The sequence below is a fragment of the Escherichia sp. MOD1-EC5990 genome, assembly GCF_002965285.1.
Taxonomy (GTDB): domain Bacteria; phylum Pseudomonadota; class Gammaproteobacteria; order Enterobacterales; family Enterobacteriaceae; genus Escherichia; species Escherichia coli_F.
This window is the reverse complement of sequence record NZ_PTRV01000008.1, coordinates 33008-58951: the sequence shown is the minus strand read 5'-3', so window position 1 is coordinate 58951 and position 25944 is coordinate 33008. Positions and strand designations below refer to the sequence as shown.

The 25944-nt window shown below is 47.8% G+C and carries 25 protein-coding genes, 2 tRNA genes, 4 other RNA genes and 1 pseudogene; 19 read left to right on the top strand and 13 right to left on the bottom strand.

Annotation, left to right across the window (positions count from 1 at the left end; translation table 11 throughout):
- Positions 1–50: 50 nt before the first annotated feature.
- Complete coding sequence (gene ompW / locus BEB42_RS11490; RefSeq protein ID WP_105267375.1) at positions 51–689, bottom strand: outer membrane protein OmpW; 639 nt, start codon at positions 687–689, stop codon at positions 51–53.
- Positions 690–927: 238 nt separating this feature from the next.
- Here ompW and BEB42_RS11485 point away from each other — a divergent pair.
- The 4 genes and pseudogenes from BEB42_RS11485 to yciA form a co-directional block, all read left to right on the top strand.
- Positions 928–1017, top strand: a pseudogene (locus BEB42_RS11485) (YkgJ family cysteine cluster protein); the annotation flags it as partial.
- A gap of 27 nt (positions 1018–1044) precedes the next feature.
- A complete protein-coding gene (locus BEB42_RS11480; RefSeq protein ID WP_000028542.1) occupies positions 1045–1788 on the top strand; it encodes a YciC family protein in 744 nt (247 codons plus the stop codon).
- A gap of 29 nt (positions 1789–1817) precedes the next feature.
- Positions 1818–2357: a septation protein A gene (locus tag BEB42_RS11475; protein WP_000808676.1), complete on the top strand. Its 540-nt coding sequence runs from the start codon at positions 1818–1820 to the stop codon at positions 2355–2357.
- 104 nt (positions 2358–2461) lie between these two features.
- Positions 2462–2860 carry an acyl-CoA thioester hydrolase YciA gene (yciA, locus tag BEB42_RS11470; protein WP_000108160.1) on the top strand — a complete coding sequence of 133 codons (399 nt, stop codon included), beginning with the start codon at positions 2462–2464 and terminating at the stop codon, positions 2858–2860.
- Between the two features lie 39 nt (positions 2861–2899).
- On the opposite strand, the gene tonB is transcribed toward yciA, so the two are convergent.
- The gene (gene tonB / locus BEB42_RS11465; RefSeq protein ID WP_000171276.1) at positions 2900–3619 is read right to left on the bottom strand and encodes a TonB system transport protein TonB; all 720 of its coding nucleotides are present in this window, start codon (positions 3617–3619) and stop codon (positions 2900–2902) included.
- A gap of 223 nt (positions 3620–3842) precedes the next feature.
- On the opposite strand from tonB, the gene BEB42_RS11460 reads away from it, so the two are divergent.
- Positions 3843–4139, top strand: a complete 297-nt coding sequence (locus tag BEB42_RS11460) for a YciI family protein (RefSeq protein ID WP_000967595.1) — start codon at positions 3843–3845, stop codon at positions 4137–4139.
- Positions 4140–4439: 300 nt separating this feature from the next.
- A complete protein-coding gene (gene kch / locus BEB42_RS11455; RefSeq protein WP_010360144.1) occupies positions 4440–5693 on the top strand; it encodes a voltage-gated potassium channel protein in 1254 nt (417 codons plus the stop codon).
- A 54-nt stretch (positions 5694–5747) separates the two neighbouring features.
- Here kch and BEB42_RS26235 read toward each other — a convergent pair whose 3' ends face one another.
- A complete protein-coding gene (locus BEB42_RS26235) occupies positions 5748–5921 on the bottom strand; it encodes a YciY family protein (protein WP_001309467.1) in 174 nt (57 codons plus the stop codon).
- A 142-nt stretch (positions 5922–6063) separates the two neighbouring features.
- On the opposite strand from BEB42_RS26235, the gene cls reads away from it, so the two are divergent.
- Positions 6064–7524 (top strand): cardiolipin synthase, encoded by a 1461-nt coding sequence (gene cls / locus BEB42_RS11445; protein WP_000214516.1) that lies wholly within the window; start codon positions 6064–6066, stop codon positions 7522–7524.
- Positions 7525–7558: 34 nt separating this feature from the next.
- The gene (locus BEB42_RS11440) at positions 7559–7888 is read left to right on the top strand and encodes an HI1450 family dsDNA-mimic protein (RefSeq protein ID WP_000366959.1); all 330 of its coding nucleotides are present in this window, start codon (positions 7559–7561) and stop codon (positions 7886–7888) included.
- Between the two features lie 52 nt (positions 7889–7940).
- Here the strand turns inward: BEB42_RS11440 and oppF are convergent, their stop codons facing one another.
- From oppF to oppA, 5 genes are all read right to left on the bottom strand, one after another.
- Positions 7941–8945, bottom strand: a complete 1005-nt coding sequence (oppF, locus tag BEB42_RS11435; RefSeq protein ID WP_000994905.1) for a murein tripeptide/oligopeptide ABC transporter ATP-binding protein OppF — start codon at positions 8943–8945, stop codon at positions 7941–7943.
- A complete protein-coding gene (gene oppD / locus BEB42_RS11430) occupies positions 8942–9955 on the bottom strand; it encodes a murein tripeptide/oligopeptide ABC transporter ATP-binding protein OppD (protein WP_000110966.1) in 1014 nt (337 codons plus the stop codon). Before oppD ends, oppF begins: the two co-directional genes overlap by 4 nt.
- An 11-nt stretch (positions 9956–9966) precedes the next feature.
- A complete protein-coding gene (gene oppC, locus BEB42_RS11425; protein ID WP_105267374.1) occupies positions 9967–10875 on the bottom strand; it encodes an oligopeptide ABC transporter permease OppC in 909 nt (302 codons plus the stop codon).
- 14 nt (positions 10876–10889) lie between these two features.
- The gene (oppB, locus tag BEB42_RS11420; protein WP_000911112.1) at positions 10890–11810 is read right to left on the bottom strand and encodes an oligopeptide ABC transporter permease OppB; all 921 of its coding nucleotides are present in this window, start codon (positions 11808–11810) and stop codon (positions 10890–10892) included.
- Positions 11811–11895: 85 nt separating this feature from the next.
- The gene (gene oppA / locus BEB42_RS11415) at positions 11896–13527 is read right to left on the bottom strand and encodes an oligopeptide ABC transporter substrate-binding protein OppA (protein ID WP_001317786.1); all 1632 of its coding nucleotides are present in this window, start codon (positions 13525–13527) and stop codon (positions 11896–11898) included.
- Positions 13528–13944: 417 nt separating this feature from the next.
- On the opposite strand from oppA, the gene BEB42_RS26385 reads away from it, so the two are divergent.
- The gene (locus BEB42_RS26385; protein ID WP_000021855.1) at positions 13945–14106 is read left to right on the top strand and encodes a hypothetical protein; all 162 of its coding nucleotides are present in this window, start codon (positions 13945–13947) and stop codon (positions 14104–14106) included.
- Positions 14107–14262: 156 nt separating this feature from the next.
- Here the strand turns inward: BEB42_RS26385 and ychE are convergent, their stop codons facing one another.
- Entirely contained in the window at positions 14263–14910 is a 648-nt protein-coding gene (gene ychE / locus BEB42_RS11410; RefSeq protein WP_000616773.1) for an NAAT family transporter YchE, read from the bottom strand.
- A gap of 476 nt (positions 14911–15386) precedes the next feature.
- On the opposite strand from ychE, the gene adhE reads away from it, so the two are divergent.
- On the top strand, positions 15387–18062 hold the full coding sequence (adhE, locus tag BEB42_RS11405) for a bifunctional acetaldehyde-CoA/alcohol dehydrogenase (protein WP_000301634.1): 2676 nt from the start codon (positions 15387–15389) through the stop codon (positions 18060–18062).
- 302 nt (positions 18063–18364) lie between these two features.
- On the opposite strand, the gene tdk is transcribed toward adhE, so the two are convergent.
- Positions 18365–18982 (bottom strand): thymidine kinase, encoded by a 618-nt coding sequence (gene tdk / locus BEB42_RS11400; RefSeq protein ID WP_000068076.1) that lies wholly within the window; start codon positions 18980–18982, stop codon positions 18365–18367.
- A 603-nt stretch (positions 18983–19585) separates the two neighbouring features.
- Between tdk and hns the strand changes: the two genes are divergently transcribed.
- Positions 19586–19999 carry a histone-like nucleoid-structuring protein H-NS gene (gene hns, locus BEB42_RS11395; protein WP_001287378.1) on the top strand — a complete coding sequence of 138 codons (414 nt, stop codon included), beginning with the start codon at positions 19586–19588 and terminating at the stop codon, positions 19997–19999.
- 143 nt (positions 20000–20142) lie between these two features.
- Here the strand turns inward: hns and galU are convergent, their stop codons facing one another.
- The 3 genes from galU to rssA all read right to left on the bottom strand — a co-directional run bounded on the left by galU (position 20143) and on the right by rssA (position 23263).
- Entirely contained in the window at positions 20143–21051 is a 909-nt protein-coding gene (gene galU / locus BEB42_RS11390; protein WP_000718995.1) for a UTP--glucose-1-phosphate uridylyltransferase GalU, read from the bottom strand.
- A 201-nt stretch (positions 21052–21252) separates the two neighbouring features.
- Positions 21253–22266 (bottom strand): two-component system response regulator RssB, encoded by a 1014-nt coding sequence (rssB, locus tag BEB42_RS11385; protein WP_000193447.1) that lies wholly within the window; start codon positions 22264–22266, stop codon positions 21253–21255.
- 91 nt (positions 22267–22357) lie between these two features.
- Positions 22358–23263: a patatin-like phospholipase RssA gene (gene rssA, locus BEB42_RS11380; RefSeq protein WP_001226469.1), complete on the bottom strand. Its 906-nt coding sequence runs from the start codon at positions 23261–23263 to the stop codon at positions 22358–22360.
- A 112-nt stretch (positions 23264–23375) separates the two neighbouring features.
- Here rssA and BEB42_RS11375 point away from each other — a divergent pair, with 112 nt between their 5' ends.
- The 8 genes from BEB42_RS11375 to BEB42_RS11340 all read left to right on the top strand — a co-directional run bounded on the left by BEB42_RS11375 (position 23376) and on the right by BEB42_RS11340 (position 25802).
- Entirely contained in the window at positions 23376–23834 is a 459-nt protein-coding gene (locus BEB42_RS11375) for a YchJ family protein (protein ID WP_001602321.1), read from the top strand.
- A 49-nt stretch (positions 23835–23883) separates the two neighbouring features.
- A complete protein-coding gene (gene purU / locus BEB42_RS11370; protein WP_000555849.1) occupies positions 23884–24726 on the top strand; it encodes a formyltetrahydrofolate deformylase in 843 nt (280 codons plus the stop codon).
- A 160-nt stretch (positions 24727–24886) separates the two neighbouring features.
- Positions 24887–24971 (top strand) — tRNA-Tyr (locus tag BEB42_RS11365).
- Positions 24972–25005: 34 nt separating this feature from the next.
- A tRNA-Tyr gene (locus tag BEB42_RS11360) sits at positions 25006–25090 on the top strand.
- 46 nt (positions 25091–25136) lie between these two features.
- Positions 25137–25268: non-coding RNA, RtT sRNA (locus BEB42_RS11355), on the top strand.
- 46 nt (positions 25269–25314) lie between these two features.
- Positions 25315–25446: non-coding RNA, RtT sRNA (locus tag BEB42_RS11350), on the top strand.
- Positions 25447–25492: 46 nt separating this feature from the next.
- Positions 25493–25624, top strand: a non-coding RNA gene (locus BEB42_RS11345) — RtT sRNA.
- A gap of 47 nt (positions 25625–25671) precedes the next feature.
- Positions 25672–25802: non-coding RNA, RtT sRNA (locus BEB42_RS11340), on the top strand.
- Positions 25803–25944 lie beyond the last annotated feature (142 nt).

The following is a 25944-nucleotide window of genomic DNA, read 5'->3' as shown; positions in this document are numbered from 1 at the left end:
ATGCCATGTCCTTCTTGACCCCGTAATCACGGGGTCATTTTTGTGCGGAATTAAAAACGATATCCAGCTGAGAACATAAACACCCACGGATCGAGGCGTACGCTATCGTGTTGCTGTGCACCACCCAGCTTATAATTTGCGGTGGTGTCAATATCTATGTACCAGACTGACATGTTCACCAACCAGTCACGGTTAATCAGATAATCAACCCCCACCTGCCCGGCAGCTCCCCAGGAATCTTTCAGACTGAGATCGGATAGCCCCGCTTCTTTGCCATGATCGTTAAATCCATTATCAAAGAATGTGGTGTAGTTGATACCTGCACCAACGTAAGGACGGAATTTGCTGCTGGCATCGCCAAAATACCACTGCGCCATCAGTGTTGGCGGCAGATGATGAACGGTTGCAATATCACCGGTCGCCCGGGTACCGATTTTATGGCGGAACGGCGTCGCTGCCAGTAATTCCACACCAATATTGTCGGTCGCCATATAAGTAAACGTCAGGCCCAGTTGAGTGTTATTGGTTACGCTAAATCCACCCAGACTTCCTAATGTACCACCAGCACCTTCTGTTGGACGTACAGTTGCAGAACCTGCACGCATAAAAAACTCGCCTGCTTCATGCGCAAAGGCACTGCCAGAAAGAAGAGTTGTTACTGCCAAAGCCGCCACTGTTAACTTTTTCATATCCGCTCCGTCGTTATGGTTATAAAAACGTGACGAATATACCCACATTGGAGTAACAAATGATCCTACATAGATCACATTACATATGATAATTCACCATTTATTGATCTGGATTAATTTAGAAGTTGCACTGGAAATCCTGGTTAATGTGATTTAAATCAATTTTTAAATATTTTCGCTACGCAAATATTAACTCGCTCGCCACTTGCAGCGGTTTGCCCATAGCTTAGCCCCGCAATTACCTCCGCTTTACAAAGATATGCTTTTCCATACAAGACCTGATGCTGCCACCCGAGGCTTAACCAGGGTACAATTGCCCGCTAATTAACACCTGCATAAAACTCAAGGAGAGTGCATGTCTATCACGGCGCAGTCCGTATACCGTGACACCGGAAATTTCTTCCGTAATCAATTTATGACCATTCTGTTGGTATCGTTGCTATGTGCGTTTATCACAGTGGTGTTAGGGCATGTTTTCTCACCCAGTGATGCACAGCTTGCTCAGCTCAATGACGGCGTGCCCGTTAGCGGCAGTAGTGGATTGTTCGACCTGGTTCAGAATATGTCACCTGAACAGCAACAAATTTTGCTGCAGGCTTCAGCGGCGTCCACTTTTTCAGGATTAATCGGTAACGCCATTCTCGCCGGAGGCGTAATATTAATTATCCAACTGGTGTCTGCGGGTCAGAGAGTCAGTGCGCTTCGAGCTATTGGTGCCAGTGCGCCGATATTGCCAAAGTTATTTATTCTGATTTTTCTGACTACCCTTTTAGTACAGATTGGCATCATGCTGGTGGTCGTTCCGGGAATTATCATGGCCATTTTACTGGCTCTGGCACCGGTGATGTTGGTACAGGACAAAATGGGCATTTTTGCCTCGATGCGTAGCAGTATGCGGCTGACATGGGCGAATATGCGTCTGGTGGCACCCGCAGTACTGAGCTGGTTGCTGGCAAAAACACTGTTGCTGCTTTTTGCCTCTTCTTTTGCCGCATTAACCCCGGAAATTGGTGCCGTACTGGCGAACACTTTGAGCAACATGATTTCAGCCGTACTGCTCATCTATCTGTTCCGCCTGTATATGTTGATTCGCCAATAACCTTAAGCATTTGATTACGGAATCGTAAAATGAAGCAGTTTCTTGATTTTTTACCGCTGGTTGTCTTTTTCGCGTTTTACAAGATTTATGACATCTATGCGGCTACTGCGGCGCTGATCGTCGCTACGGCGATTGTGCTTATATATAGCTGGGTTCGCTTTCGTAAGGTTGAGAAGATGGCCCTGGTCACTTTTGTTCTGGTGGTCGTCTTCGGTGGCTTGACGCTGTTCTTCCACAATGATGAGTTTATTAAATGGAAGGTCACTGTCATTTATGCCCTGTTTGCAGGTGCCCTGTTAGTCAGCCAATGGGTGATGAAAAAGCCGCTAATTCAGCGGATGCTGGGTAAAGAACTCACGCTGCCGCAACCGGTATGGTCGAAGCTGAATCTGGCCTGGGCTGTTTTCTTTATCCTTTGCGGTCTGGCAAACATCTACATCGCATTCTGGCTGCCGCAAAATATTTGGGTCAACTTTAAAGTGTTTGGCCTGACCGCTCTTACCTTAATCTTCACATTGTTAAGCGGTATCTATATCTACCGCCACATGCCGCAGGAAGATAAATCCTAACCAGACTGCCAGTCCTTCGGGGCTGGCACTGTATCTCCTCTGTTCTCCTCAGGAAAATCATAGTAGCATCGCGCCTGTGATTTTCCTTTTAAGTCGGTTTTACCATGTCTACAACACATAACGTCCCTCAGGGCGATCTTGTTTTACGTACTTTAGCCATGCCCGCCGATACCAATGCCAATGGTGACATCTTTGGTGGTTGGTTAATGTCACAAATGGATATTGGCGGCGCTATTCTGGCGAAAGAAATTGCGCACGGTCGCGTAGTGACCGTGCGGGTTGAAGGAATGACTTTCTTACGACCGGTTGCGGTCGGCGATGTGGTGTGCTGCTATGCACGCTGTGTCCAGAAAGGGACGACATCGGTCAGCATTAATATTGAAGTGTGGGTGAAAAAAGTCGCGTCTGAACCCATCGGGCAACGCTATAAAGCGACAGAAGCATTATTTAAGTATGTCGCGGTTGATCCTGAAGGAAAACCTCGCGCCTTACCTGTTGAGTAATAGTCAAAAGCCTCCGGTCGGAGGCTTTTGACTTTCTGCTTACTGAATTTCGGTGGTGCCGTTAATTTTAAACAGGATATTCACCACAATCCCACTGCCTGGCTTACCCGGCTCATAACGCCATCTGCGCATCGCATTTTTCACCTCACGCTCAAACATGTTCGCAGGCTTGGCTGAGAGGATTTGCACGTTATCCACGCGACCATCCGGCGTGACATCAAATTTAACTTTAACCTGCCCTTCAATGCGCAATGCCTGTGCTCGTGCCGGATACTGCGGCTGATTGCGACTTAATGCGCGTGGTCCTGAAGCCACACTTGTAACCGGCTTGCTGGTTGCAGCCGTCGCCGTACTTGATGTCGGGCGCGCGGGTGCCGTATTTTCAAACGGTGATGCCGGACGCGACTCTACGGGTTTGACATCGCGTTTTGGCTGCTCCTGTACCTTTTTCACCGGCTTCGGTTTTGGCTTAGGTTTCGGCTTAGGCTTTTCAATGACCACCGGTGCTTCTTTTGGCGGTTCAGGGATCGGCTCAGGTTCCGGTTCTGGCTCTACCACCGGCTCCGGTGGCGGCTGAACGGCTTGTGGCGGTTCGAGATCCGCAGGCGCAACCATCGTGACAGAAATTGGCTGCGCAGGCGCAGGTAGTTCAATAACCTGATGTACCGAGGTATAGAGCAGACCCGCCACAACAGCACCATGAATGCAGACCGAAAGTAACGTCGGCCAGGGGAAGCGGCGAGGTAAATCAAGGGTCATTGAAGTCATAATCATTTCAGTAGAAAAACCAGGCCTCGATTTTAAATGCAAATAGCAATCATATTCAATAAGGCAAGACGATCAGGATCAGTGAAAATGTCATTTTTGGCGTAATTGACCTTACTTTATGCATGGTCTTAACAAAGACATCATCTTTCCGTTGCAGATCTTCGCCCTTTCAAATAACGTACTTTACAACTTTCCCGAACAAGGAGTTGTGCCCGTGTTGTATGTTATTTACGCTCAAGACAAAGCTGATAGCCTCGAAAAACGCCTTTCCGTTCGTCCGGCACATTTAGCACGTTTACAGTTACTGCATGATGAAGGTCGATTGTTGACCGCCGGTCCAATGCCAGCAGTAGACAGTAACGATCCAGGGGCTGCGGGATTTACTGGCTCAACCGTTATTGCTGAATTTGAATCGCTGGAAGCAGCTCAGGCCTGGGCCGATGCTGACCCGTACGTGGCGGCAGGAGTCTATGAACACGTTTCAGTGAAACCATTTAAGAAAGTGTTCTGAATAGAGATTCAATATTTAAGGGCACGGTTTTAGCAACCGTGTTCTAGTTTGGCCTTTCCTTATAGGTCTGTCAGTGCATTCACCCCCACAAGCAGATAATAACTTTATCTGTATTTCTTTATATGATGTGAGCATATTCAGGAAAAATGCCCTTTCCTGACGCAGAGTTGCTCACTCAAAACCTTTGATTACTTCAGATAAAGTCATCTACTATTGTTTAACACATTCACGTGCTGCATGTATGTTCAGAAAATGTGCACGTTGAGATAATTAAACAAAATTGTGGTTACAGAGGTATCAGTGAGTCACTGGACTACATTCAAACAAACAGCAACAAATTTATGGGTGACCCTACGGCACGACATTCTCGCGCTGGCCGTCTTTTTAAATGGATTGCTTATTTTTAAAACAATCTATGGTATGTCGGTCAATTTGCTTGATATTTTCCATATCAAAGCCTTTTCAGAGTTAGATCTCTCCTTGCTGGCAAATGCCCCACTCTTTATGCTCGGCGTCTTTCTTGTCCTGAACTCCATTGGCTTACTGTTCCGGGCAAAGCTCGCATGGGCAATCAGTATCATTTTGTTGTTGATAGCGCTAATTTACACCCTGCATTTTTATCCCTGGCTGAAATTTAGTATTGGATTTTGCATTTTTACGCTGGTGTTTTTGCTGATACTGCGCAAAGACTTCTCCCACAGTAGCGCTGCAGCCGGGACAATTTTCGCATTCATTAGTTTCACGACGTTACTGTTTTACTCCACCTACGGCGCACTTTATCTAAGCGAAGGTTTTAATCCGCAAATAGAAAGTTTGATGACCGCGTTCTATTTTTCGATAGAAACCATGTCAACCGTCGGCTATGGCGATATTGTTCCAGTTTCTGAATCAGCACGATTGTTCACTATTTCGGTCATTATTTCTGGCATTACCGTTTTTGCCACCTCCATGACCTCAATTTTTGGTCCGCTTATCCGCGGGGGATTCAACAAACTTGTAAAAGGAAAAAATCATACAATGCATCGTAAAGATCATTTTATTGTTTGCGGGCATTCGATTCTCGCCATCAATACGATTCTGCAACTGAATCAACGCGGACAAAATGTAACGGTTATCAGCAACTTGCCTGAAGATGATATCAAGCAACTTGAGCAACGCTTAGGTGATAACGCTGATGTTATCCCCGGTGACAGTAATGACAGTTCAGTATTAAAGAAAGCAGGAATCGATCGATGCCGGGCCATTCTGGCGCTGAGTGATAACGACGCAGATAACGCGTTTGTTGTGCTCTCGGCAAAAGATATGAGCAATGATGTCAAAACAGTTCTCGCCGTCAGTGATAGCAAAAACCTTAATAAGATTAAGATGGTACATCCGGATATTATTCTCTCGCCGCAACTGTTTGGCAGCGAAATTCTGGCGCGGGTCTTAAATGGTGAAGAGATTAATAATGATATGCTCGTTTCAATGTTGTTGAACTCCGGTCATGGTATTTTCAGCGATAACGATGAACAAGAAACGAAAGCTGACAATAAAGAATCGGCGCAAAAATAGAGTTTAAAGACGGAAGAGTAAACTTATTGGGCACCGCAATGGTGCCCAGTACATTTAGATATTGTAGATCGCAAACAATAACGAGTTACGCTGTTTGTTTAGAATGCACTTCCTGATGCTGTGGATACGCATATTTCGGCGCGACTGCCCCTCAAGCCAACGCGATTTACGTCGGCTAGCCTGACGCTGCATGCGCCAGCGCCCCACTTCCGTTCTACTCCGCTTCATGTTAACTACTCTATGCAATAACAGAATGGTCATTATACCCCCGACCCCGACGCTGACCAGTGCTTTTCCCGCGTTTTTATTTGCCAGATGAATCCATATGCGTAAACTCATAACAATGCGCTTTCAAAAGGATTTCTAATCTATGACAACCGTTTATACGTTGGTGAGTTGGTTGGCCATTCTGGGATACTGGTTGCTCATTGCAGGCGTAACTTTACGCATTCTAATGAAACGACGCGCAGTTCCCTCCGCGATGGCCTGGCTGTTGATCATTTACATTCTGCCCTTAGTCGGAATTATTGCCTATCTTGCCGTTGGCGAGCTCCATTTAGGCAAACGCCGCGCTGAGCGCGCCAGAGCGATGTGGCCTTCCACCGCAAAATGGCTTAACGACCTTAAAGCCTGTAAGCATATCTTCGCCGAAGAAAACAGCAGTGTCGCAGCGCCATTATTCAAGCTTTGTGAGCGTCGTCAGGGGATCGCTGGGGTCAAAGGGAATCAGCTGCAACTGATGACCGAGTCAGATGATGTGATGCAGGCGTTAATCCGCGACATCCAGCTCGCTCGCCATAATATCGAGATGGTGTTTTATATCTGGCAGCCCGGCGGCATGGCGGACCAGGTGGCTGAATCATTAATGGCCGCTGCGCGACGCGGCATTCATTGCCGATTGATGCTTGACTCCGCCGGCAGTGTGGCTTTTTTCCGCAGCCCGTGGCCCGAGCTAATGCGTAATGCCGGTATTGAAGTGGTCGAAGCCTTAAAGGTCAATCTGATGCGTGTGTTTTTACGCCGTATGGATCTGCGCCAACATCGCAAGATGATCATGATCGATAATTACATCGCGTACACCGGCAGCATGAATATGGTCGACCCTCGCTACTTCAAACAGGATGCGGGTGTAGGGCAATGGATTGATCTGATGGCGCGTATGGAAGGTCCCATCGCCACCGCGATGGGGATTATATATTCCTGCGACTGGGAGATTGAAACCGGGAAACGTATTCTGCCGCCACCACCAGATGTCAATATTATGCCGTTTGAGCAGGCCAGCGGTCACACCATTCACACAATTGCTTCTGGCCCCGGCTTTCCGGAAGATCTCATTCACCAGGCATTACTGACTGCGGCTTATTCGGCACGTGAATATTTGATCATGACAACGCCCTACTTTGTGCCCAGCGATGATTTACTTCATGCGATTTGCACGGCGGCGCAGCGCGGGGTGGATGTCAGTATTATCCTTCCGCGAAAAAATGATTCAATGCTGGTTGGCTGGGCCAGTCGCGCGTTCTTTACGGAACTGCTGGCTGCTGGTGTTAAAATTTATCAGTTTGAAGGCGGGTTATTGCATACCAAGAGCGTGCTGGTCGATGGCGAATTAAGTCTGGTTGGTACCGTTAACCTTGATATGCGTAGTCTGTGGCTGAATTTCGAGATTACCCTGGCAATCGACGATAAAGGGTTTGGTGCTGACCTCGCCGCCGTTCAGGACGATTATATTTCGCGTTCTCGTCTGCTCGATGCCCGTTTATGGCTAAAACGCCCATTATGGCAACGTGTCGCCGAGCGACTGTTTTACTTCTTCAGCCCGTTGCTGTAAAACGTCGCCAACAGAGGTTAAACAGGTAGTGACTATGGATATGGATCTAAACAATCGCCTGACTGAAGATGAAACGCTTGAGCAGGCCTACGATATTTTTCTCGAACTGGCTGCCGACAATCTCGATCCAGCTGATGTTCTGCTGTTCAATCTTCAGTTTGAAGAGCGCGGCGGCGCGGAGTTATTCGATCCGGCAGAAGACTGGCAGGAACATGTTGATTTCGATTTGAACCCGGACTTTTTTGCCGAAGTGGTGATTGGTCTGGCGGACAGTGAAGATGGTGAAATCAACGATGTTTTCGCCCGCATTCTGTTATGCCGCGAAAAAGATCACAAACTGTGCCATATCATCTGGCGGGAATAAATAATCGCTTTTGCCATGAAAAAGGGCTGACAACTGTCAGCCCTTATTGTGTTTAAAGCGGATCGACTTTCAGGCAAGAAACGGCGTGTCTGAAACTCCCCTCCAGCACAGGACGTGTTTTGGCACACTCTGGACCGGCAATCGGGCAACGGGTACGGAAAACACAACCGGAAGGCGGGTTGATCGGCGACGGTAATTCCCCTTCCAGTAACTGGATGGTTTTGTTCTTCTCCAGATCCGGATCAGGTATGGGGACTGCCGACATCAATGCCCTGGTGTAAGGATGTAGCGGATTGTGGTAGACCTCATCATAGGTCCCCAGTTCTACCGCATGGCCGAGATACATCACCAGCACACGATCGGAAATGTGTTTTACCACGGCCAGGTCGTGAGCGATAAAAATTAATGACAATCCCATCTCGCGTTGCAGCTGCTGGAGCAGGTTGACCACCTGCGCCTGAATTGACACGTCCAGCGCCGACACCGGCTCATCACAGATAATCAGCTTCGGTTCAAGAATAAGAGCACGAGCAATCCCGATACGCTGGCACTGCCCACCAGAGAACTCATGCGGATAGCGGTTAATCAGGTTAGGCAATAACCCGACTTTCAGCATCATCGCCTTCACGCGCTCGCGAACTTCCTGGCGTGACATTTTCGGATGATAAGTACGCAGTGGTTCAGCGATGATCTCGCCGATGGTCATACGCGGGTTAAGCGATGCCAATGGATCCTGGAAAATCATCTGAATATCACTGCGAACGGCACGCCATTCATCGGGCTTCATGCCTAGCAACTCTTTACCTAACCAGGCAACATGACCGTCGGTCGCTTTAACCAGGCCAATGATGGCGCGAGCAAAGGTGGACTTACCGCATCCCGACTCCCCTACCACACCTAATGTTTCCCCTTCATACAGGCGAAGAGTTACACCATCTACGGCTTTGAGCGTTTTCGGCGGTTGCCAGAACCACTGTTTGCCATCTTTGATTTCAAAGTGCACTTTCAGATCGGCGATTTCGAGGAGGACTTTTCTTCCTTCGGTGACAGCATTCATAACAGTTCCTCCACCGGTTTAAAGCAAGCACGCAGACGGCCAGGCGTAAACTCTTCCAGCGGCGGTGCGCTACTACAAATTTCCATCGCATGCGGACAACGTGGCTGGAACGGGCAACCTTTCGGTAATCGCAACAGGTTTGGCGGATTACCCGGGATGGTCAACATTGTTTCACCTTCCGCATCGAGACGCGGCACCGCGTTGAGTAAACCGATAGAATAAGGATGAACGGGTTGATAAAAGACATCGCGCGCGTTGCCATATTCCATCGTGCGCCCGGCGTACATTACCAGCACTTTGTCGCAGATCCCTGCCACCACGCCAAGATCGTGGGTGATCATAATGATGGCGGTATTAAATTCCCGCTTCAGTTCATTCAATAGCGTCATGATCTGCGCCTGTACGGTGACGTCCAGCGCAGTAGTGGGTTCATCAGCAATCAGTAGCTTAGGTCGACATAGCAATGCCATCGCAATCATGACTCGCTGACGCATGCCACCAGAAAATTCATGCGGGTACATTTTCATGCGTTTACGTGCTTCCGGCATTTTTACCGCATCGAGCATCCGCACCGACTCTTCAAACGCTTCGGCCTTGCCCATGCCTTTATGCAGCATCAGCACTTCCATCAACTGCTCACCGACGCGCATATAGGGATTCAACGAAGTCATCGGATCCTGAAAAATCATTGAGATTTGTTCAGCACGCAGTTTATTGAGTTCACGCTCTGGCAAATTGAGGATTTCACGCCCATTGAAGGTTGCCGATCCGCCAATACGCCCATTGGCAGCCAGCAGGCCCATCAACGCAAATGCAGTTTGCGATTTACCCGAACCAGACTCACCGACAATGCCCAGCGTTTCCCCGGCACGTAGAGAAAAATTCAAATCATTGACCGCCGTGACGTCGCCATCCGGGGTACTAAAGGTGACACGCAAATCTTTCACGTTCAGCAGTGCTTCAGCCTGTTGTTGTGCGAGCGGCACAGTTGCAGTTTCAATTACGCTCATGGCTGCACTCCTTAACGATCTTTCGGGTCGAGGGCATCACGCAAGCCATCGCCGATAAAGTTGAAACAAAATAGCGTCACCACGAGGAATCCCGCTGGGAACAACAGTAACCATGGAGAGACTTCCATCGAGTTCGCGCCATCACTCAGCAATGCGCCCCAGCTGCTTAACGGCTCTTGCGTCCCCAACCCCAGGAAGCTAAGGAAAGATTCAAAGAGGATCATGCTGGGCACCAGTAGCGATGCGTAGACCACCACCACACCGAGTACGTTCGGTACAATGTGGCGAATAACAATGCCCGGCGTCGATACACCGCCAACTTGTGCCGCCTCAATAAACTCTTTACGCTTCAGACTCAGGGTTTGCCCACGCACAATACGAGCCATATCCAGCCAGGAAACCATGCCAATCGCCACGAAAATCAGCAGGATGTTTTGACCGAAAAAGGTCACCAGCAAAATGACGAAGAACATGAATGGGAAGGAGTTGAGGATTTCCAGCAGACGCATCATTACCGAATCCACTTTACCGCCCAGATAACCGGAAAGCGAACCATAAAGTGTCCCCACGACCACTGCCACCAGTGCCGCAGCAACACCGACCATGAGTGAGATACGCCCGCCAATCGTAACACGCACAAGCAGGTCGCGACCGGATGAGTCAGTACCAAAGTAGTGACCGGACTCCATATCTGGGGCGCTGGACATCATCGCCCAGTCAGTATCGTCATAGGCAAACTGCGAAAGCATCGGTGCCAGGATTACAAATAACGCGATTAGCACCAGCACTATCAGACTGGCAACCGCCGCACGGTTATGCATAAAACGTCGACGTGCGTCCTGCCACAAGCTGCGCCCTTCGACCTCCAGCTTTTCACTGAAATTTTCCAGCGTCTCGCTGTTTTTCTTACTTAACATCATCGCGAGCTCCAGTATCAGTAACGGATTTTCGGGTCGATAACCGCATATAGCACATCGACAATGGCATTAAACAAAATGGTTAACGCGCCAACCAGAATGGTCAGACTTAACACTAAGGAATAGTCACGATTCAATGCGCCATTAACGAACAATTGCCCAATCCCCGGTAAACCATAAATGGTTTCGATGACCATAGAACCGGTAATAATGCCGACAAACGCAGGGCCCATATAGGAGAGCACGGGTAACAGAGCAGGTTTTAATGCGTGGCGTAAAATGATCCGCCGCATAGGTAACCCTTTCGCCCGGGCAGTACGAATAAAGTTGGAGTGTAATACTTCAATCATAGAGCCACGGGTAATACGCGCAATACTGGCGATATAGGCGAGTGACAACGCCACCATTGGCAGTATCATGAATTTAAGCGCACCACCATTCCAGCCACCGCCCGGCAGCCAATGCAAAATGATCGCAAATATCATGACTAATAATGGCGCAACCACAAAACTGGGGATAACAACCCCGGTCATTGCCAGCCCCATCACGGTATAGTCCCATTTGGTGTTTTGTTTTAATGCGGCAATAACGCCAGCACTAACACCCAGTATTACCGCAAGGAAAAATGCTGCGGCTCCCAGTTTGGCAGAAACGGGAAAACTGGATGCAACCAGATCATTGACCGAATAATCTTTATATTTAAACGATGGACCGAAATCGCCATGCGCCAGTTGTTTCAGGTAGCTGAAATACTGTGTCATGATCGGATCATTAAGATGATATTTCGCTTCGATATTGGCCATCACTTCTGGCGGTAAAGTACGTTCGCCGGTAAAAGGGCTTCCTGGCGCGAGGCGCATCATGAAGAACGAAATAGTAATAAGAATAAATAGCGTCGGAATCGCTTCCAGACAGCGACGTAGAATAAATTTTAACATTGCCCTACCTTCTGGCCTGTGCCTTCTGTAATGCGATAAAAATCAGACACCGTGGAGCAGGACACTCCTGCCCCACGTATTGCCATTAGTGCTTCACAATGTACATATTCCGGGTGTAGGTATTATCCAGCGGATCTTTGCCGGTATAGCCACCAACCCACGGTTTCACCAGACGCGCATTCACGTAGTAATAAACAGGAACAATGGCCGAATCCTTATCCAGCTGTTGTTCTGCTTTAGTGTACAGAGCTGTGCGCTGCGCCTCGTCAGTCGCTTTCAGCGTTTCCGCCATAATGCTGTCAAAGGCCGGGCTCTTATAATGCGCGGTATTCATCGAGCTGTTCGACAGCATGGTGTTCAGGAAGGAAGTTGGTTCGTTGTAGTCTGCACACCAGCCTGCACGGGCCACATCAAAAGTGCCCTGGTGACGGGTGTCGAGGAACGTTTTCCACTCCTGGTTAACCAGTTTGACGTTTACACCAATGTTTTTCTTCCACAATGAAGAGGCAGCAATCGCCAGCTTTTTATGCAGATCGGAGGTGTTATACAACAGGTTGATGGTCAACGGTTTGTCTGCGGTATAACCCGCTTCAGCCAGCAGTTTTTTCGCTTCTTCGTTACGTTTTTCTTGGCTCCAGCCAAACCATTCCGGCTGAGTCAATTTTGCGCCATCAGTATACGGTGGAGTGTAACCATAGGCGGGCATGTCGCCCTGCGCTTTCACTTTATTAACAATGATATCGCGGTCCATACCCAGTTTCAGTGCGGTACGCACACGTACATCGTTGAATGGCGGTTTCTGGTTGTTAATTTCGTAATAATAAGTGCACAGGTACGGATCAACGTGAACTTCGTCCGGGATCTCTTTTTTCAGCTTCTGGAACAATTCGATCGGCATGTTGTTATAAGTCATGTCGATTTCACCACTACGGTAGCGGTTGACATCGGTAACTTCAGAAGCAATAGGCAAATAGGTTACCTGGTTAATAACGGTTTTCGCGTTGTTCCAGTAGGTTGGGCTGCGTTCAAGAACGATTCGTTCATTTACGACCCAATCTTTTAAGGTATAGGCACCGTTGGTGATGATATTACCAGGCTGGGTCCATTTTTCGCCGAATTTCTCGATAGCGGCTTTTGGCACCGGTGAAGTTGATGGGTGAACAAGTAATTTATAGAAGTACGGAACAGGTTCACTTAAGGTGACTTCTAATGTGTGATCATCAATAGCTTTCACGCCGAGATCGGTAATCGGTTTTTTCCCTTCAAGAATTTCATCAATACCGGCGATATGCCCATATTGCAGATAACTGGCATACGGAGAAGCGGTGTTTGGATCAACAGAACGTTGCCAGCTATACACAAAGTCTTGTGCTGTGACTGGCGTGCCATCAGACCATTTCGCATCTTTACGCAAATGGAAGGTCCAGACTTTCGCGTCTTTATTATCCCAGGATTCAGCGACGCCAGGTGCCGGATGACCGTCAAGATCGCTGACCAGTAAGCCTTCAAACAGGTCTCGGCTGATATTAGACTCCGGAACACCTTCAATTTTATGCGGATCTAATGACTGAACTTCTGAACCATTGTTACGTACCAGCGTTTGTTTTTCCGCCAGTGTGACGCCTGCGGGTACATCAGCTGCCAGCGCGACATTCCCTGCCATAAGCGCAGCCAGAACGCCAGCTGCTACTAAACTTCTCTTGGTGATGTTGGTCATTGTTTTTTGGACTCCCTCATTATAATTACTGGTATTAACCAGCATGTGTAATCCCGGATTGGGACCCTGCACAGGCTCGGAGACTTTCTGCTGTCAGGTTACTTTATCGTTACGGATTGCTATCACCGACTTTATTTATTCTGGTGATTCAGACGATCACCTTATGTCGATTCGTACTGTGTCTCCCCTGTCGAGACACATTATTCTTTTGCGACGCTCTTTAATTGTTAATTATTCTCATTACCAATAAAAATCGCCTGGCGGTTGGTCGGAAAGTACCAAATGCGCTTCTTACTCGCCAATACATTTTGCAAAATTGTTAAGCAATTCTCTTTTATTGACAATGTCAGAATCTACAGCGCGCGTCCATGATTTAACAAACATCTTTCAATTCAATCAAATAGAGAACTGTTAAGCATGTCTATCTTTTCTGGCTATAGATTAAGTCGTGAAATACACAATAATTTAACAAATGATTATTATTTAGCACTTTCCTCTACCAAAGGCAGTGGAATTACTAATATCATTTCAATTATTCTTCAGCAAGCCCAGGATTATGATGTGGCGAAAATAACATGATGGTGAGGCGAAGCAGTTAAGGAAATCCTTATAAATAACTGTAATTTCAGAGGAATATTCTTACCTATTCCTTTTGCTTTTGATAACTGCGCGGGAACAAAGTAAAAATAATGACGAAAAAACGGAGCATGTCAGCTCCGTTTCATTTGAAAGGAATTAATTAAGCAGGCCGGGGAAAATCCCCTTAATACCAGTAACGATAAATTCAATCCCCAACGCCATCAGCAATAGCCCCATAATACGCGTAATCACGTTGATGCCGGTCTGGCGTAAAACCCGTACCAGCCACGGTGCCATGCGGAACAATCCCCAGCAGCATAAAGCAAACAATGCAATAGCCACAAAGAAACCAAATAGATAGCTAATACTGTGATAACGCGTACCCCAGACGATGGTGGAACTAATCGCCCCTGGCCCCGCCATCAACGGCAACGCCAATGGCACTACACCAATGCTTTCACGTACCGCGGTTTCTGATTTTTCTTGCTTGTTCTGTTTATCCTCGCCGAGCTTGCCGCTGATCATCGACATCGCAATCGTCACCACCAGGATGCCACCGGCGATACGGAACGAATCAATTGATATACCAAAAAGCTGTAGAATCGTGTCGCCGAGAAAAAGCGAGATCCACAAGATAATGGCCACAGACAGGTTGGCTGTAAGGTTCGTTTTGTTTCGCGCTGCCGCTGTCTGATAACTGGTCATGCTGATAAAGACGGGAATAATCCCAACCGGGTTGACCAGCGCAAATAACCCGATGAAGAATTTGAAGTAAACGGGAAAATCAAAAAGGGTCTGAATCACGGTTAGCTCCGAAGCAAAAGCCGGATAATGTTAGCCATAAAAAGGTTAAAAAGACGCGCTGACAATACGCCTTTTAACCGCATTTTTCACCTCCTAACTACTTAAAATTGCTATCATTCGTTATTGTTATCTAGTTGTACAAAACATGCTAATGTAACCAACAAACCATACTACAATTTATTAACTGTTAGCTATAATGGCGAAAAGCGATGCTGAAAGGTGTCAGCTTCGCAAAAATTTGATTTGGATCACGTAATCAGTACCCAGAAGTGAGTAATCTTGCTTACGCCACCTGGAAGTGACGCATTAGAGATAAATAGCTCTAATGTTTAAACTCTTTTAGTAAATCACAGTGAGTGTGAGCGCGAGTAAGCTTTTGATTTTCATCGGTTAAGCAAATCATCACCGCACTGACTATACTCTCGTATTCGAGCAGATGATTTACTAAAAAAGTTTAACATTATCAGGAGAGCATTATGGCTGTTACTAATGTCGCTGAACTTAACGCACTCGTAGAGCGTGTAAAAAAAGCCCAGCGTGAATATGCCAGTTTCACTCAAGAGCAAGTAGACAAAATCTTCCGCGCCGCCGCCCTGGCAGCTGCAGATGCTCGAATCCCACTCGCGAAAATGGCCGTTGCCGAATCCGGCATGGGTATCGTCGAAGATAAAGTAATCAAAAACCACTTTGCTTCTGAATATATCTACAACGCCTATAAAGATGAAAAAACCTGTGGTGTTCTGTCTGAAGACGACACTTTTGGTACCATCACTATCGCTGAACCAATCGGTATTATTTGCGGTATCGTTCCGACCACTAACCCGACTTCAACGGCTATCTTCAAATCGCTGATTAGCCTGAAGACCCGTAACGCCATTATCTTCTCCCCGCACCCGCGTGCAAAAGATGCAACCAACAAAGCAGCTGATATCGTTCTGCAGGCTGCTATCGCTGCCGGTGCTCCGAAAGATCTGATCGGCTGGATCGATCAACCTTCGGTTGAACTGTCTAACGCGCTGATGCACCACCCAGACATCAACCTGATCCTCGCGACCGGTGGTCCGGGTATGGTTAAAGCCGCATACAGCTCCGGTAAACCAGCTATCGGCGTAGGCGCGGGTAACACTCCAGTCGTTATCGATGAAACTGCTGATATCAAACGTGCAGTTGCATCTGTACTGATGTCTAAAACCTTCGACAACGGCGTAATCTGTGCTTCTGAACAATCTGTTGTTGTAGTTGACTCTGTTTATGACGCGGTACGTGAGCGTTTCGCTACCCACGGCGGTTACATACTGCAGGGCAAAGAGCTGAAAGCAGTTCAGGACGTTATCCTGAAAAACGGCGCACTGAACGCAGCTATCGTTGGTCAGCCAGCCTATAAAATTGCTGAACTGGCAGGCTTCTCTGTACCAGAAAATACCAAGATTCTGATCGGTGAAGTGACCGTTGTTGATGAAAGCGAACCGTTCGCACATGAAAAACTGTCCCCAACTCTGGCAATGTACCGCGCTAAAGATTTCGAAGACGCGGTAGAAAAAGCAGAGAAACTGGTTGCTATGGGCGGCATCGGTCATACCTCTTGCCTGTACACTGACCAGGATAACCAACCGGCTCGCGTTGCCTACTTCGGTCAGAAAATGAAAACGGCCCGTATTCTGATCAACACCCCGGCGTCTCAGGGTGGTATCGGTGACCTGTATAACTTCAAACTCGCACCTTCCCTGACTCTGGGTTGTGGTTCCTGGGGTGGTAACTCCATCTCTGAAAACGTTGGTCCGAAACACCTGATCAACAAGAAAACCGTTGCTAAGCGAGCTGAAAACATGTTGTGGCACAAACTTCCGAAATCTATCTACTTCCGCCGTGGCTCCCTGCCAATCGCGCTGGATGAAGTGATTACTGATGGCCACAAACGTGCGCTCATCGTGACTGACCGCTTCCTGTTCAACAATGGTTATGCTGATCAGATCACCTCTGTACTGAAAGCAGCTGGCGTTGAAACAGAAGTCTTCTTCGAAGTTGAAGCTGACCCGACTCTGAGCATCGTTCGTAAAGGTGCAGAACTGGCAAACTCCTTCAAACCAGACGTGATTATCGCGCTGGGTGGTGGTTCCCCGATGGACGCCGCGAAGATCATGTGGGTCATGTACGAACATCCGGAAACTCACTTCGAAGAACTGGCGCTGCGCTTTATGGATATCCGTAAACGTATCTACAAGTTCCCGAAAATGGGCGTGAAAGCGAAAATGATCGCTGTCACCACCACTTCTGGTACAGGTTCTGAAGTCACTCCGTTTGCGGTTGTAACTGACGACGCTACTGGTCAGAAATATCCGCTGGCAGACTATGCGCTGACCCCGGATATGGCGATTGTCGATGCCAACCTGGTTATGGACATGCCGAAGTCCCTGTGCGCTTTCGGTGGTCTGGACGCAGTCACTCACGCCATGGAAGCTTATGTTTCTGTACTGGCATCTGAGTTCTCTGATGGTCAGGCTCTGCAGGCACTGAAACTGCTGAAAGAATATCTGCCAGCGTCCTACCACGAAGGATCTAAAAATCCGGTAGCGCGTGAACGTGTTCACAGTGCAGCAACTATCGCGGGTATCGCGTTTGCGAACGCCTTCCTGGGTGTATGTCACTCAATGGCGCACAAACTGGGTTCCCAGTTCCATATTCCGCACGGTCTGGCAAACGCCCTGTTGATTTGTAACGTTATTCGCTACAACGCGAATGACAACCCGACCAAGCAGACTGCATTCAGCCAGTATGACCGTCCGCAGGCTCGCCGTCGTTATGCTGAAATTGCTGACCACCTGGGTCTGAGCGCACCGGGCGACCGTACTGCTGCTAAGATCGAGAAACTGCTGGCATGGCTGGAAACGCTGAAAGCTGAACTGGGTATTCCGAAATCTATCCGTGAAGCTGGCGTTCAGGAAGCAGACTTCCTGGCGAATGTGGATAAACTGTCTGAAGATGCATTCGATGACCAGTGCACCGGCGCTAACCCGCGTTACCCACTGATCTCCGAGCTGAAACAGATTCTGCTGGATACCTACTACGGTCGTGATTATGTAGAAGGTGAAACTGCAGCGAAAAAAGAAGCCGCTCCGGCTAAAGCTGAGAAAAAAGCGAAGAAATCCGCTTAATAAGTAGCGCTGTCTGGCAACATAAACGGTCCCTTCTGGGGCCGTTTTTTTGTTTTACCCAAAGCAACTTTCCCATAAACCGACAGCATTTGCCTTCATCATATTTACGGCGATGTATAACGCCTACACACAGCGATATTGTACTTTACAGGTCACAAGTCAACGTCACTGTAAAAGCGATCTGTGAGGGGTATAGTGGCGTTAAAGAACTGCCGAGAAGGGTATATACACCGGATGAAGTACGTAAAATGAACTGACAGGATAAAAGCGCCCTGCTCACCCTGTCAGTAAAGAAATTCTTATTAATCGTGGCGATGCCTTTCCTGAATAGCCGTTAATGAGCCGACTTCTAACGCCTCTTTATAGTGTTTGCGGCATACAGAAACGTAGCGTTCATTACCACCAATAACCACCTGCTCACCTTCGTTATAAGGTCTGCCTGCTTGATCAAGACGCAGCACCATGCTTGCTTTACGGCCACAAAAACAGATGGTTTTTAATTCAACCAGTTTGTCGGACCATGCCAGTAAGTATTGGCTGCCAATAAATAATTCACCTCGAAAATCGGTACGTAAACCATAACAAAGTACGGGTATATCGAGTTGATCTACAACCTCCGATAATTCATATACTTGTTGTCTGGTTAAAAACTGGCATTCATCAACCAGTACGCAATGAATTGCCTGCTGTTCATGTTCCGCACGAATCTCATCAAATAATGATGAATTTTGGTTAAATAATTTTGCAGGCGATGACAAACCTATACGCGAGCTGACTTTCCCGGCACCAAAGCGATCATCAATTTCTGCCGTATATACGACAGTGCGCATGCCGCGTTCCTGGTAATTGTATGAAGATTGCAACAATGCTGTAGACTTACCCGCATTCATTGCGGAATAGTAGAAATATAGCTGTGCCATCAGCCACAGGCCCTCAATGATATGAAATAAAGTTGGCTGGAGTTTATCATAATTCGTCAGTTTTTCAGCTCAACAGTATGCATAGAAGTGGTATATGCGTTCTCCCTTACGAAGCCTTGCATAATCCTTCTGAGCTATCATTACAACTGCCTCGCTTGTTATAAGCGGGTAAATGACTGCTGGTAACTATTCACAATCTTTAACCTGTTGCGCAAGTAATAGCCCTCTGTTGACCTCCTGGAGATAGTGCAATACTAAGTCCCTGCTCTTATTGCGACTGTTCTACTTTTCATCATTCGCTTAATAGGGAATTCTCGTAAACACGACTAATACAGAAGACTGAAAGGTCGTCAGCCTACGATAATCTCCCCATAAAATGTGACATGAATCAGGAAGTTTTAACCTCACGTGCTGCGAAATCATCGGCGCAAATAGGGCTATATGCCGCGTCTTTTCTGGCTAATTTTATGAAAAGATATTTATTGGCGGCACAAAATAAAGAACAATTTTGAATTCCTTACATTCCTGGCTATTGCACAACTGAATTTAAGGCTCTATTATTACCTCAACAAACCACCCCAATATAAGTTTGAGATTACTACAATGAGCGAAGCACTTAAAATTCTGAACAACATCCGTACTCTTCGTGCGCAGGCAAGAGAATGTACACTTGAAACGCTGGAAGAAATGCTGGAAAAATTAGAAGTTGTTGTTAACGAACGTCGCGAAGAAGAAAGCGCGGCTGCTGCTGAAGTTGAAGAGCGCACTCGTAAACTGCAACAATATCGCGAAATGCTGATCGCTGACGGTATTGACCCGAACGAACTGCTGAATAGCCTTGCTGCCGTTAAATCTGGCACCAAAGCTAAACGCGCTCAGCGTCCGGCAAAATACAGCTACGTTGACGAAAACGGCGAAACTAAAACCTGGACTGGCCAGGGTCGTACTCCAGCTGTAATCAAAAAAGCAATGGATGAGCAAGGTAAATCCCTCGACGATTTCCTGATCAAGCAATAATCTTTTGTAGATGACACTTGCTTAAAATCCCGCCATTGGCGGGATTTTTTATTGTCCGGTTTAAGACAATTTAATAAGAATAAGCTATAAAAAAACGGCGTCGATTGCTCAACGCCGTTTCGTGGATAACACCGATACGGAAGTTACTTCTTAATGCCCATCTCTTCTTCAAGCCAGGCTTTAAATTCCGTGCCAAGGGTGTTATGACGAATACCGTATTCAACGAAGGCCTGCATGTAACCTAATTTATTACCGCAGTCATGGCTCTTCCCTTTCATATGATAGGCTTCCACCGTTTCTTTTTCGATCAGCATATCAATTGCGTCGGTGAGCTGAATTTCATCACCAGCACCCGGAGGGGTTTTTGCCAGCAACGGCCAAATATCCGCGCTAAGAACGTAACGACCCACAATAGCGAGATTAGACGGCGCAACATCCGCTTTTGGTTTTTCAACCACGCCAACCATCGGTACGCTTTCACCCGGCGCTAATTCAACGCCTTTGCAATCCACAACGCCATATGCGGTCACATCAGCAACCGGTTCAACCATGATCTGGCTATGACCCGTTTCATCAAAGCGGCGGATCATCTCTGCCAGGTTATCCTGTGACAAATCGGATTCATATTCGTCCAGAATAACGTCAGGCAAAATAACAGCCACAGGTTCATCACCCACTACCGGGTGAGCACACAATACCGCGTGTCCCAGGCCTTTCGCCAGCCCCTGACGAACTTGCATAATAGTCACGTGCGGCGGACAAATAGACTGCACTTCATCAAGCAGTTGACGTTTTACACGTTTTTCCAGCATTGCTTCCAGTTCAAAACTGGTATCAAAGTGGTTTTCAATAGAGTTTTTAGATGAGTGAGTAACCAGCACAATTTCAGTAATGCCAGCCGCAATACATTCATTCACGACGTATTGAATTAATGGCTTATCGACAAGTGGCAGCATCTCTTTCGGGATGGCTTTCGTCGCCGGCAACATCCTGGTTCCTAATCCCGCAACGGGGATAACGGCTTTTTTGACTTTCGTATTAATGGCAGCCATTTAAATTCTCCTGGACTGTTCGTGTTTTGAACGTGTTCATATTTCTGTATCGCATCCCAGTATATCAGCACCCCGAAGGGGCTAAGTTCTGAAAAGGAGGCGAGTTAGCATAATTAAGACAATTACTTATACGAATGGCGACGATAGTACCACCAGCCGACATTAGCAGGTAATGCAAATTTAGCCCGCGTTATCGTTTGCTCATTCTGCAGACAACATCAAGCGAAGCCGACCACCGGTTCCCCATATTTGGCATTGCCAGGCATCGCATCGCTGGCTCAATTGATTCAAATAAGCGTTACCTAAAGTGCCTAACGGAACACCATTACTGATTTGCACCTGGTGTTCGCCAGTATTTAACGTCGCATTCAGACCCGCAGAAACCAGAATGAGATTTTTCAGTTCGCGATGATAATAGCCAACTAATAGCGGAAACTGCCCCGGCAGATTGGCCTGACGGAGTAAATGGTTTACCTGCTTCAATAACGCGCCCAACTCTGGCAACCGTTGATTTTGATGTGCAAGCTGTTCCTGTAATAATCCGTTAAACAATGCGCGTAATAACAAGGCAGCAAGTACGCCATTATGTCCAGCTCTGGTGACATCAAGGCAATAAAATGCCAGATCGTTTTCCGAAAGTGCGGCAATATCAAGCACCAGGCCGGGTTTGTCCGCGGCAACCAATTGACGATAATTAACCCGGCAATGGGAAATCACCTGCTGAACCGGCGGTTGCAATTCCTGTAATAATTTCGCCGCTGCGGCAGGGTTATCAACCATTGCATCCCAGTCTCGAAAAAGCCTCTCCTCTTCCTCAACGCGGGAATTAAACATGCTGGGATAGAGACAGGCAAAAACCATCTCGCGCAAGCGATTCAGATCTTTAACTGGTTTCAGCAAAACATCTTCAACGCCCAGACGTAACGCTTTGGCAATATCTGCCATATTTTCAGTGGCAGATATCACCAGAACCGGTGTCTGGTCACCTCTGTTGCGTATATGTTCCAGCAGTTTAAGCCCGTTCATTCGTGGCATCGCGATATCACATATCATCAGGTCTGGAGTGAAACCTCCCAGCAACTCAAGGGCATCCACCCCATCAGCCGCTAGTACCGTTGTCGCTCCCAATGAGGAAAACCACGAATCCAGAAGCGAGCGAAATACCTGCTCATCTTCAACAATGAGAATCTGTTTTCCGACCAATGGCTGCGTCATGTTCTCTCCCCTGACTGGCTTTACTCAATAGTGGCATGCTATTGCCACCTGCGCCTGTCAGAATTAACTTAAGTGTAGATAAAAATTCTGGTCAAATGTTGGTGCGTACCAACGGCAAAAGTTCGTCCATTTTCTTTTCCACTGCCAGCTGCCCAGCCGCAATGGCAGCGTGCGCGCGATGGAAATCAAGCGTAGATATTTGCGGGCAAACAGGTTGAATCAGAATATCGGGCGGATCACCTGCCATGCGGTTTCTTTTAAGGCGGTTCTCCAGCACCTGGATAGAAGTGGTCATAATCTCTGTTGCCGTTGGCGCTGTCACCGCCCGACGTGTCGTTATGCTGCCCAACCTTTCTTTCAGACGCGCATGCCACGGCAGAGAATCACCATTCTCGCTATTTTCTTCACTGACATTAAAGGAGAGCAGATCTTGTTGCATCAAATGAGCATCGTGCTGCAGGTCGACCGCTATCACAATATCAGCACCCAATGCACGCGTGAGCGAAATAGGAATTGGGTTAACTACTGCCCCATCAACCAGCCAGTAGCCGTTATGCGCAACGGGTGCCATTAGTCCTGGAATACTGCATGATGCACGAATAGCAAGATGGAGATCGCCTTCAGTAAACCATAATTCGCGCCCAGTACTTAAATTGGTGGCAACAGCCGCGAAGCGACGGGAACAATTTTCGATCTCTGTTTCCGGCATTATTTCGCGATATTGATTGAAGACACGCTCGCCGCGCAGTAACCCACCGCGCTGCCAGGAGAGATCCATCAGGCGTAAAACATCCCAATAACTGAAAGAGGTTACCCAATCTTCCAGCGCAGATAATCGATCGCATGCATAGGCCGCGCCCACCAGCGAACCAATTGAGCATCCTGCAACGATATCAATTTCAATACCCATTTTTTTTAGCGCATTAATAACGCCAATATGCGACCAACCTCTCGCCGCGCCAGATCCCAGCGCCAGCCCTATTTTTATCTTTCTCATTATTCCCGCAAGATTCCCCTGGAATGCAATCGTAGCAACATCGCTACTGCTCGGTTAACATAGTGCTACTCAGGCGGTTAATACGCCGTTATTGTTTCCAGGGAGATTATTTGTGTCTCAGCTTTGTCCCTGTGGTAGTGCTGTCGAGTATAGCCTATGTTGCCACCCTTATGTGTCTGGTGAAAAGGTTGCACCTGATCCAGAACATCTCATGCGTTCGCGTTACTGCGCTTTTGTGATGCAAGACGCAGATTATTTAATAAAGACCTGGCATCCATCTTGTGGAGCGGCGGCGTTACGTGCCGAATTGATTGCCGGATTTGCGCATACTGAATGGTTGGGATTGACCGTATTTGAACATTGTTGGCAGGACGGCGACAATATCGGATTTGTCAGTTTTGTTGCTCGATTTACCGAAGGTGGCAAAACAGGTGCAATAATTGAGCGTTCGCGATTTTTGAAAGAAAACGGTCAATGGTACTATATTGACGGTACACGTCCGCAGTTTGGCCGCAACGATCCCTGCCCTTGTGGTTCAGGTAAAAAATTTAAAAAGTGCTGCGGCCAATAATGGTTGACGGTACGGTTTAGCAAACACTCTCAACAAGGTTTTTCCAGCAATGCATTCACTCCAACGTAAAGTTCTGCGTACTATTTGTCCGGACCAAAAAGGTCTGATCGCCCGTATTACCAATATTTGCTACAAGCACGAGTTAAATATCGTGCAGAACAATGAATTTGTTGATCACCGTACCGGGCGCTTTTTTATGCGCACGGAACTGGAAGGCATTTTTAATGATTCCACCCTGCTGGCGGATCTCGACAGCGCATTGCCAGAAGGCTCCGTACGTGAGCTGAATCCTGCCGGTCGTCGCCGGATAGTGATTCTGGTCACTAAAGAGGCGCATTGCCTTGGCGATTTGTTGATGAAAGCCAATTACGGCGGCCTGGATGTCGAAATCGCGGCAGTTATTGGTAACCACGATACTTTACGTTCTCTGGTTGAGCGTTTTGATATTCCGTTTGAGCTGGTAAGTCATGAAGGATTAAGTCGCAACGAGCACGATCAAAAGATGGCGGATGCCATTGATGCTTATCAGCCTGACTACGTGGTGCTGGCGAAGTATATGCGCGTATTAACGCCAGAGTTCGTAGCACGCTTCCCGAATAAAATTATCAATATTCACCATTCATTCCTGCCAGCGTTTATCGGTGCACGTCCCTATCACCAGGCCTATGAGCGTGGCGTGAAGATTATTGGTGCAACCGCTCACTATGTGAATGACAATCTGGATGAAGGCCCAATCATCATGCAGGACGTTATTCATGTCGATCATACATACACGGCTGAAGATATGATGCGTGCAGGTCGTGATGTCGAGAAAAACGTATTAAGCCGCGCGCTTTACAAAGTGCTGGCGCAGCGTGTATTTGTTTACGGTAACCGGACGATTATTCTTTAATCGCTGGCAAAATAGAACTGGTTGCCTTTAATCCGTTACGGATGAAAATTACGCAACCAGTTCATTTTTCTCAACGTAACCCTTTACAGCGGCGTGTCATTTGATATGATGCGCCCCGCTTCCCCACAAGGGAGCAGGCCAGTAAAAAGCATTACCCCGTGGTGGGGTTCCCGAGCGGCCAAAGGGAGCAGACTGTAAATCTGCCGTCATCGACTTCGAAGGTTCGAATCCTTCCCCCACCACCATCTCAAGCATTACATCAAAATTTGAATTATCCCTGGTGGGGTTCCCGAGCGGCCAAAGGGAGCAGACTGTAAATCTGCCGTCATCGACTTCGAAGGTTCGAATCCTTCCCCCACCACCATCACTTTCAAAAGTTCCTGAAATCCCCAACAAATCCACAATTAAATATTCTGCCCATGCGGGGAAGGATGAGAAGCTTCGACTAAGGTTCGACTCGAGCGCCAGCGAGAGAGCGTTGCCGCAGGCAACGACCCGTAGGGCGAAGCGCGCAGCGCTGAGTAATCCTTCCCCCACCACCATCACTTTCAAAAGTTCCTGAAATCCCCAACAAATCCGCAATTAAATATTCTGCCCATACGGGGAAGGATGAGAAACTTCGACCAAGGTTCGACTCGAGCGCCAGCGAGAGAGCGTTGCCGCAGGCAACGACCCGTAGGGCGAAGCGCGCAGCGCTGAGTAATCCTTCCCCCACCACCATCACTTTCAAAAGTTCCTGAAATCCCCAACAAATCCGCAATTAAATATTCTGCCCATACGGGGAAGGATGAGAAACTTCGACCAAGGTTCGACTCGAGCGCCAGCGAGAGAGCGTTGCCGCAGGCAACGACCCGTAGGGCGAAGCGCGCAGCGCTGAGTAATCCTTCCCCCACCACCATCACTTTTCAAGAGTCCGTGAACTCTCAAACGAATCCGTAACTGAATATTCTGCCCATGCGGGGAAGGATGAGAAGCTTCGACTAAGGTTCGACTCGAGCGCCAGCGAGAGAGCATTGCCGCAGGCAACGACCCGTAGGGCGAAGCGCGCAGCGCTGAGTAATCCTTCCCCACCACCATCACACCCTTAAATACTCAAAACCTGTTACTTCAAGCTAATTTGCCCCGTGGCACCGCGTTTACCGGACCTACAATATCCTCCCCTGTAGGTCAGATAAGCGAATCACTCCGCACCGTGCCCATAAAAAAACCCCGCCGAAG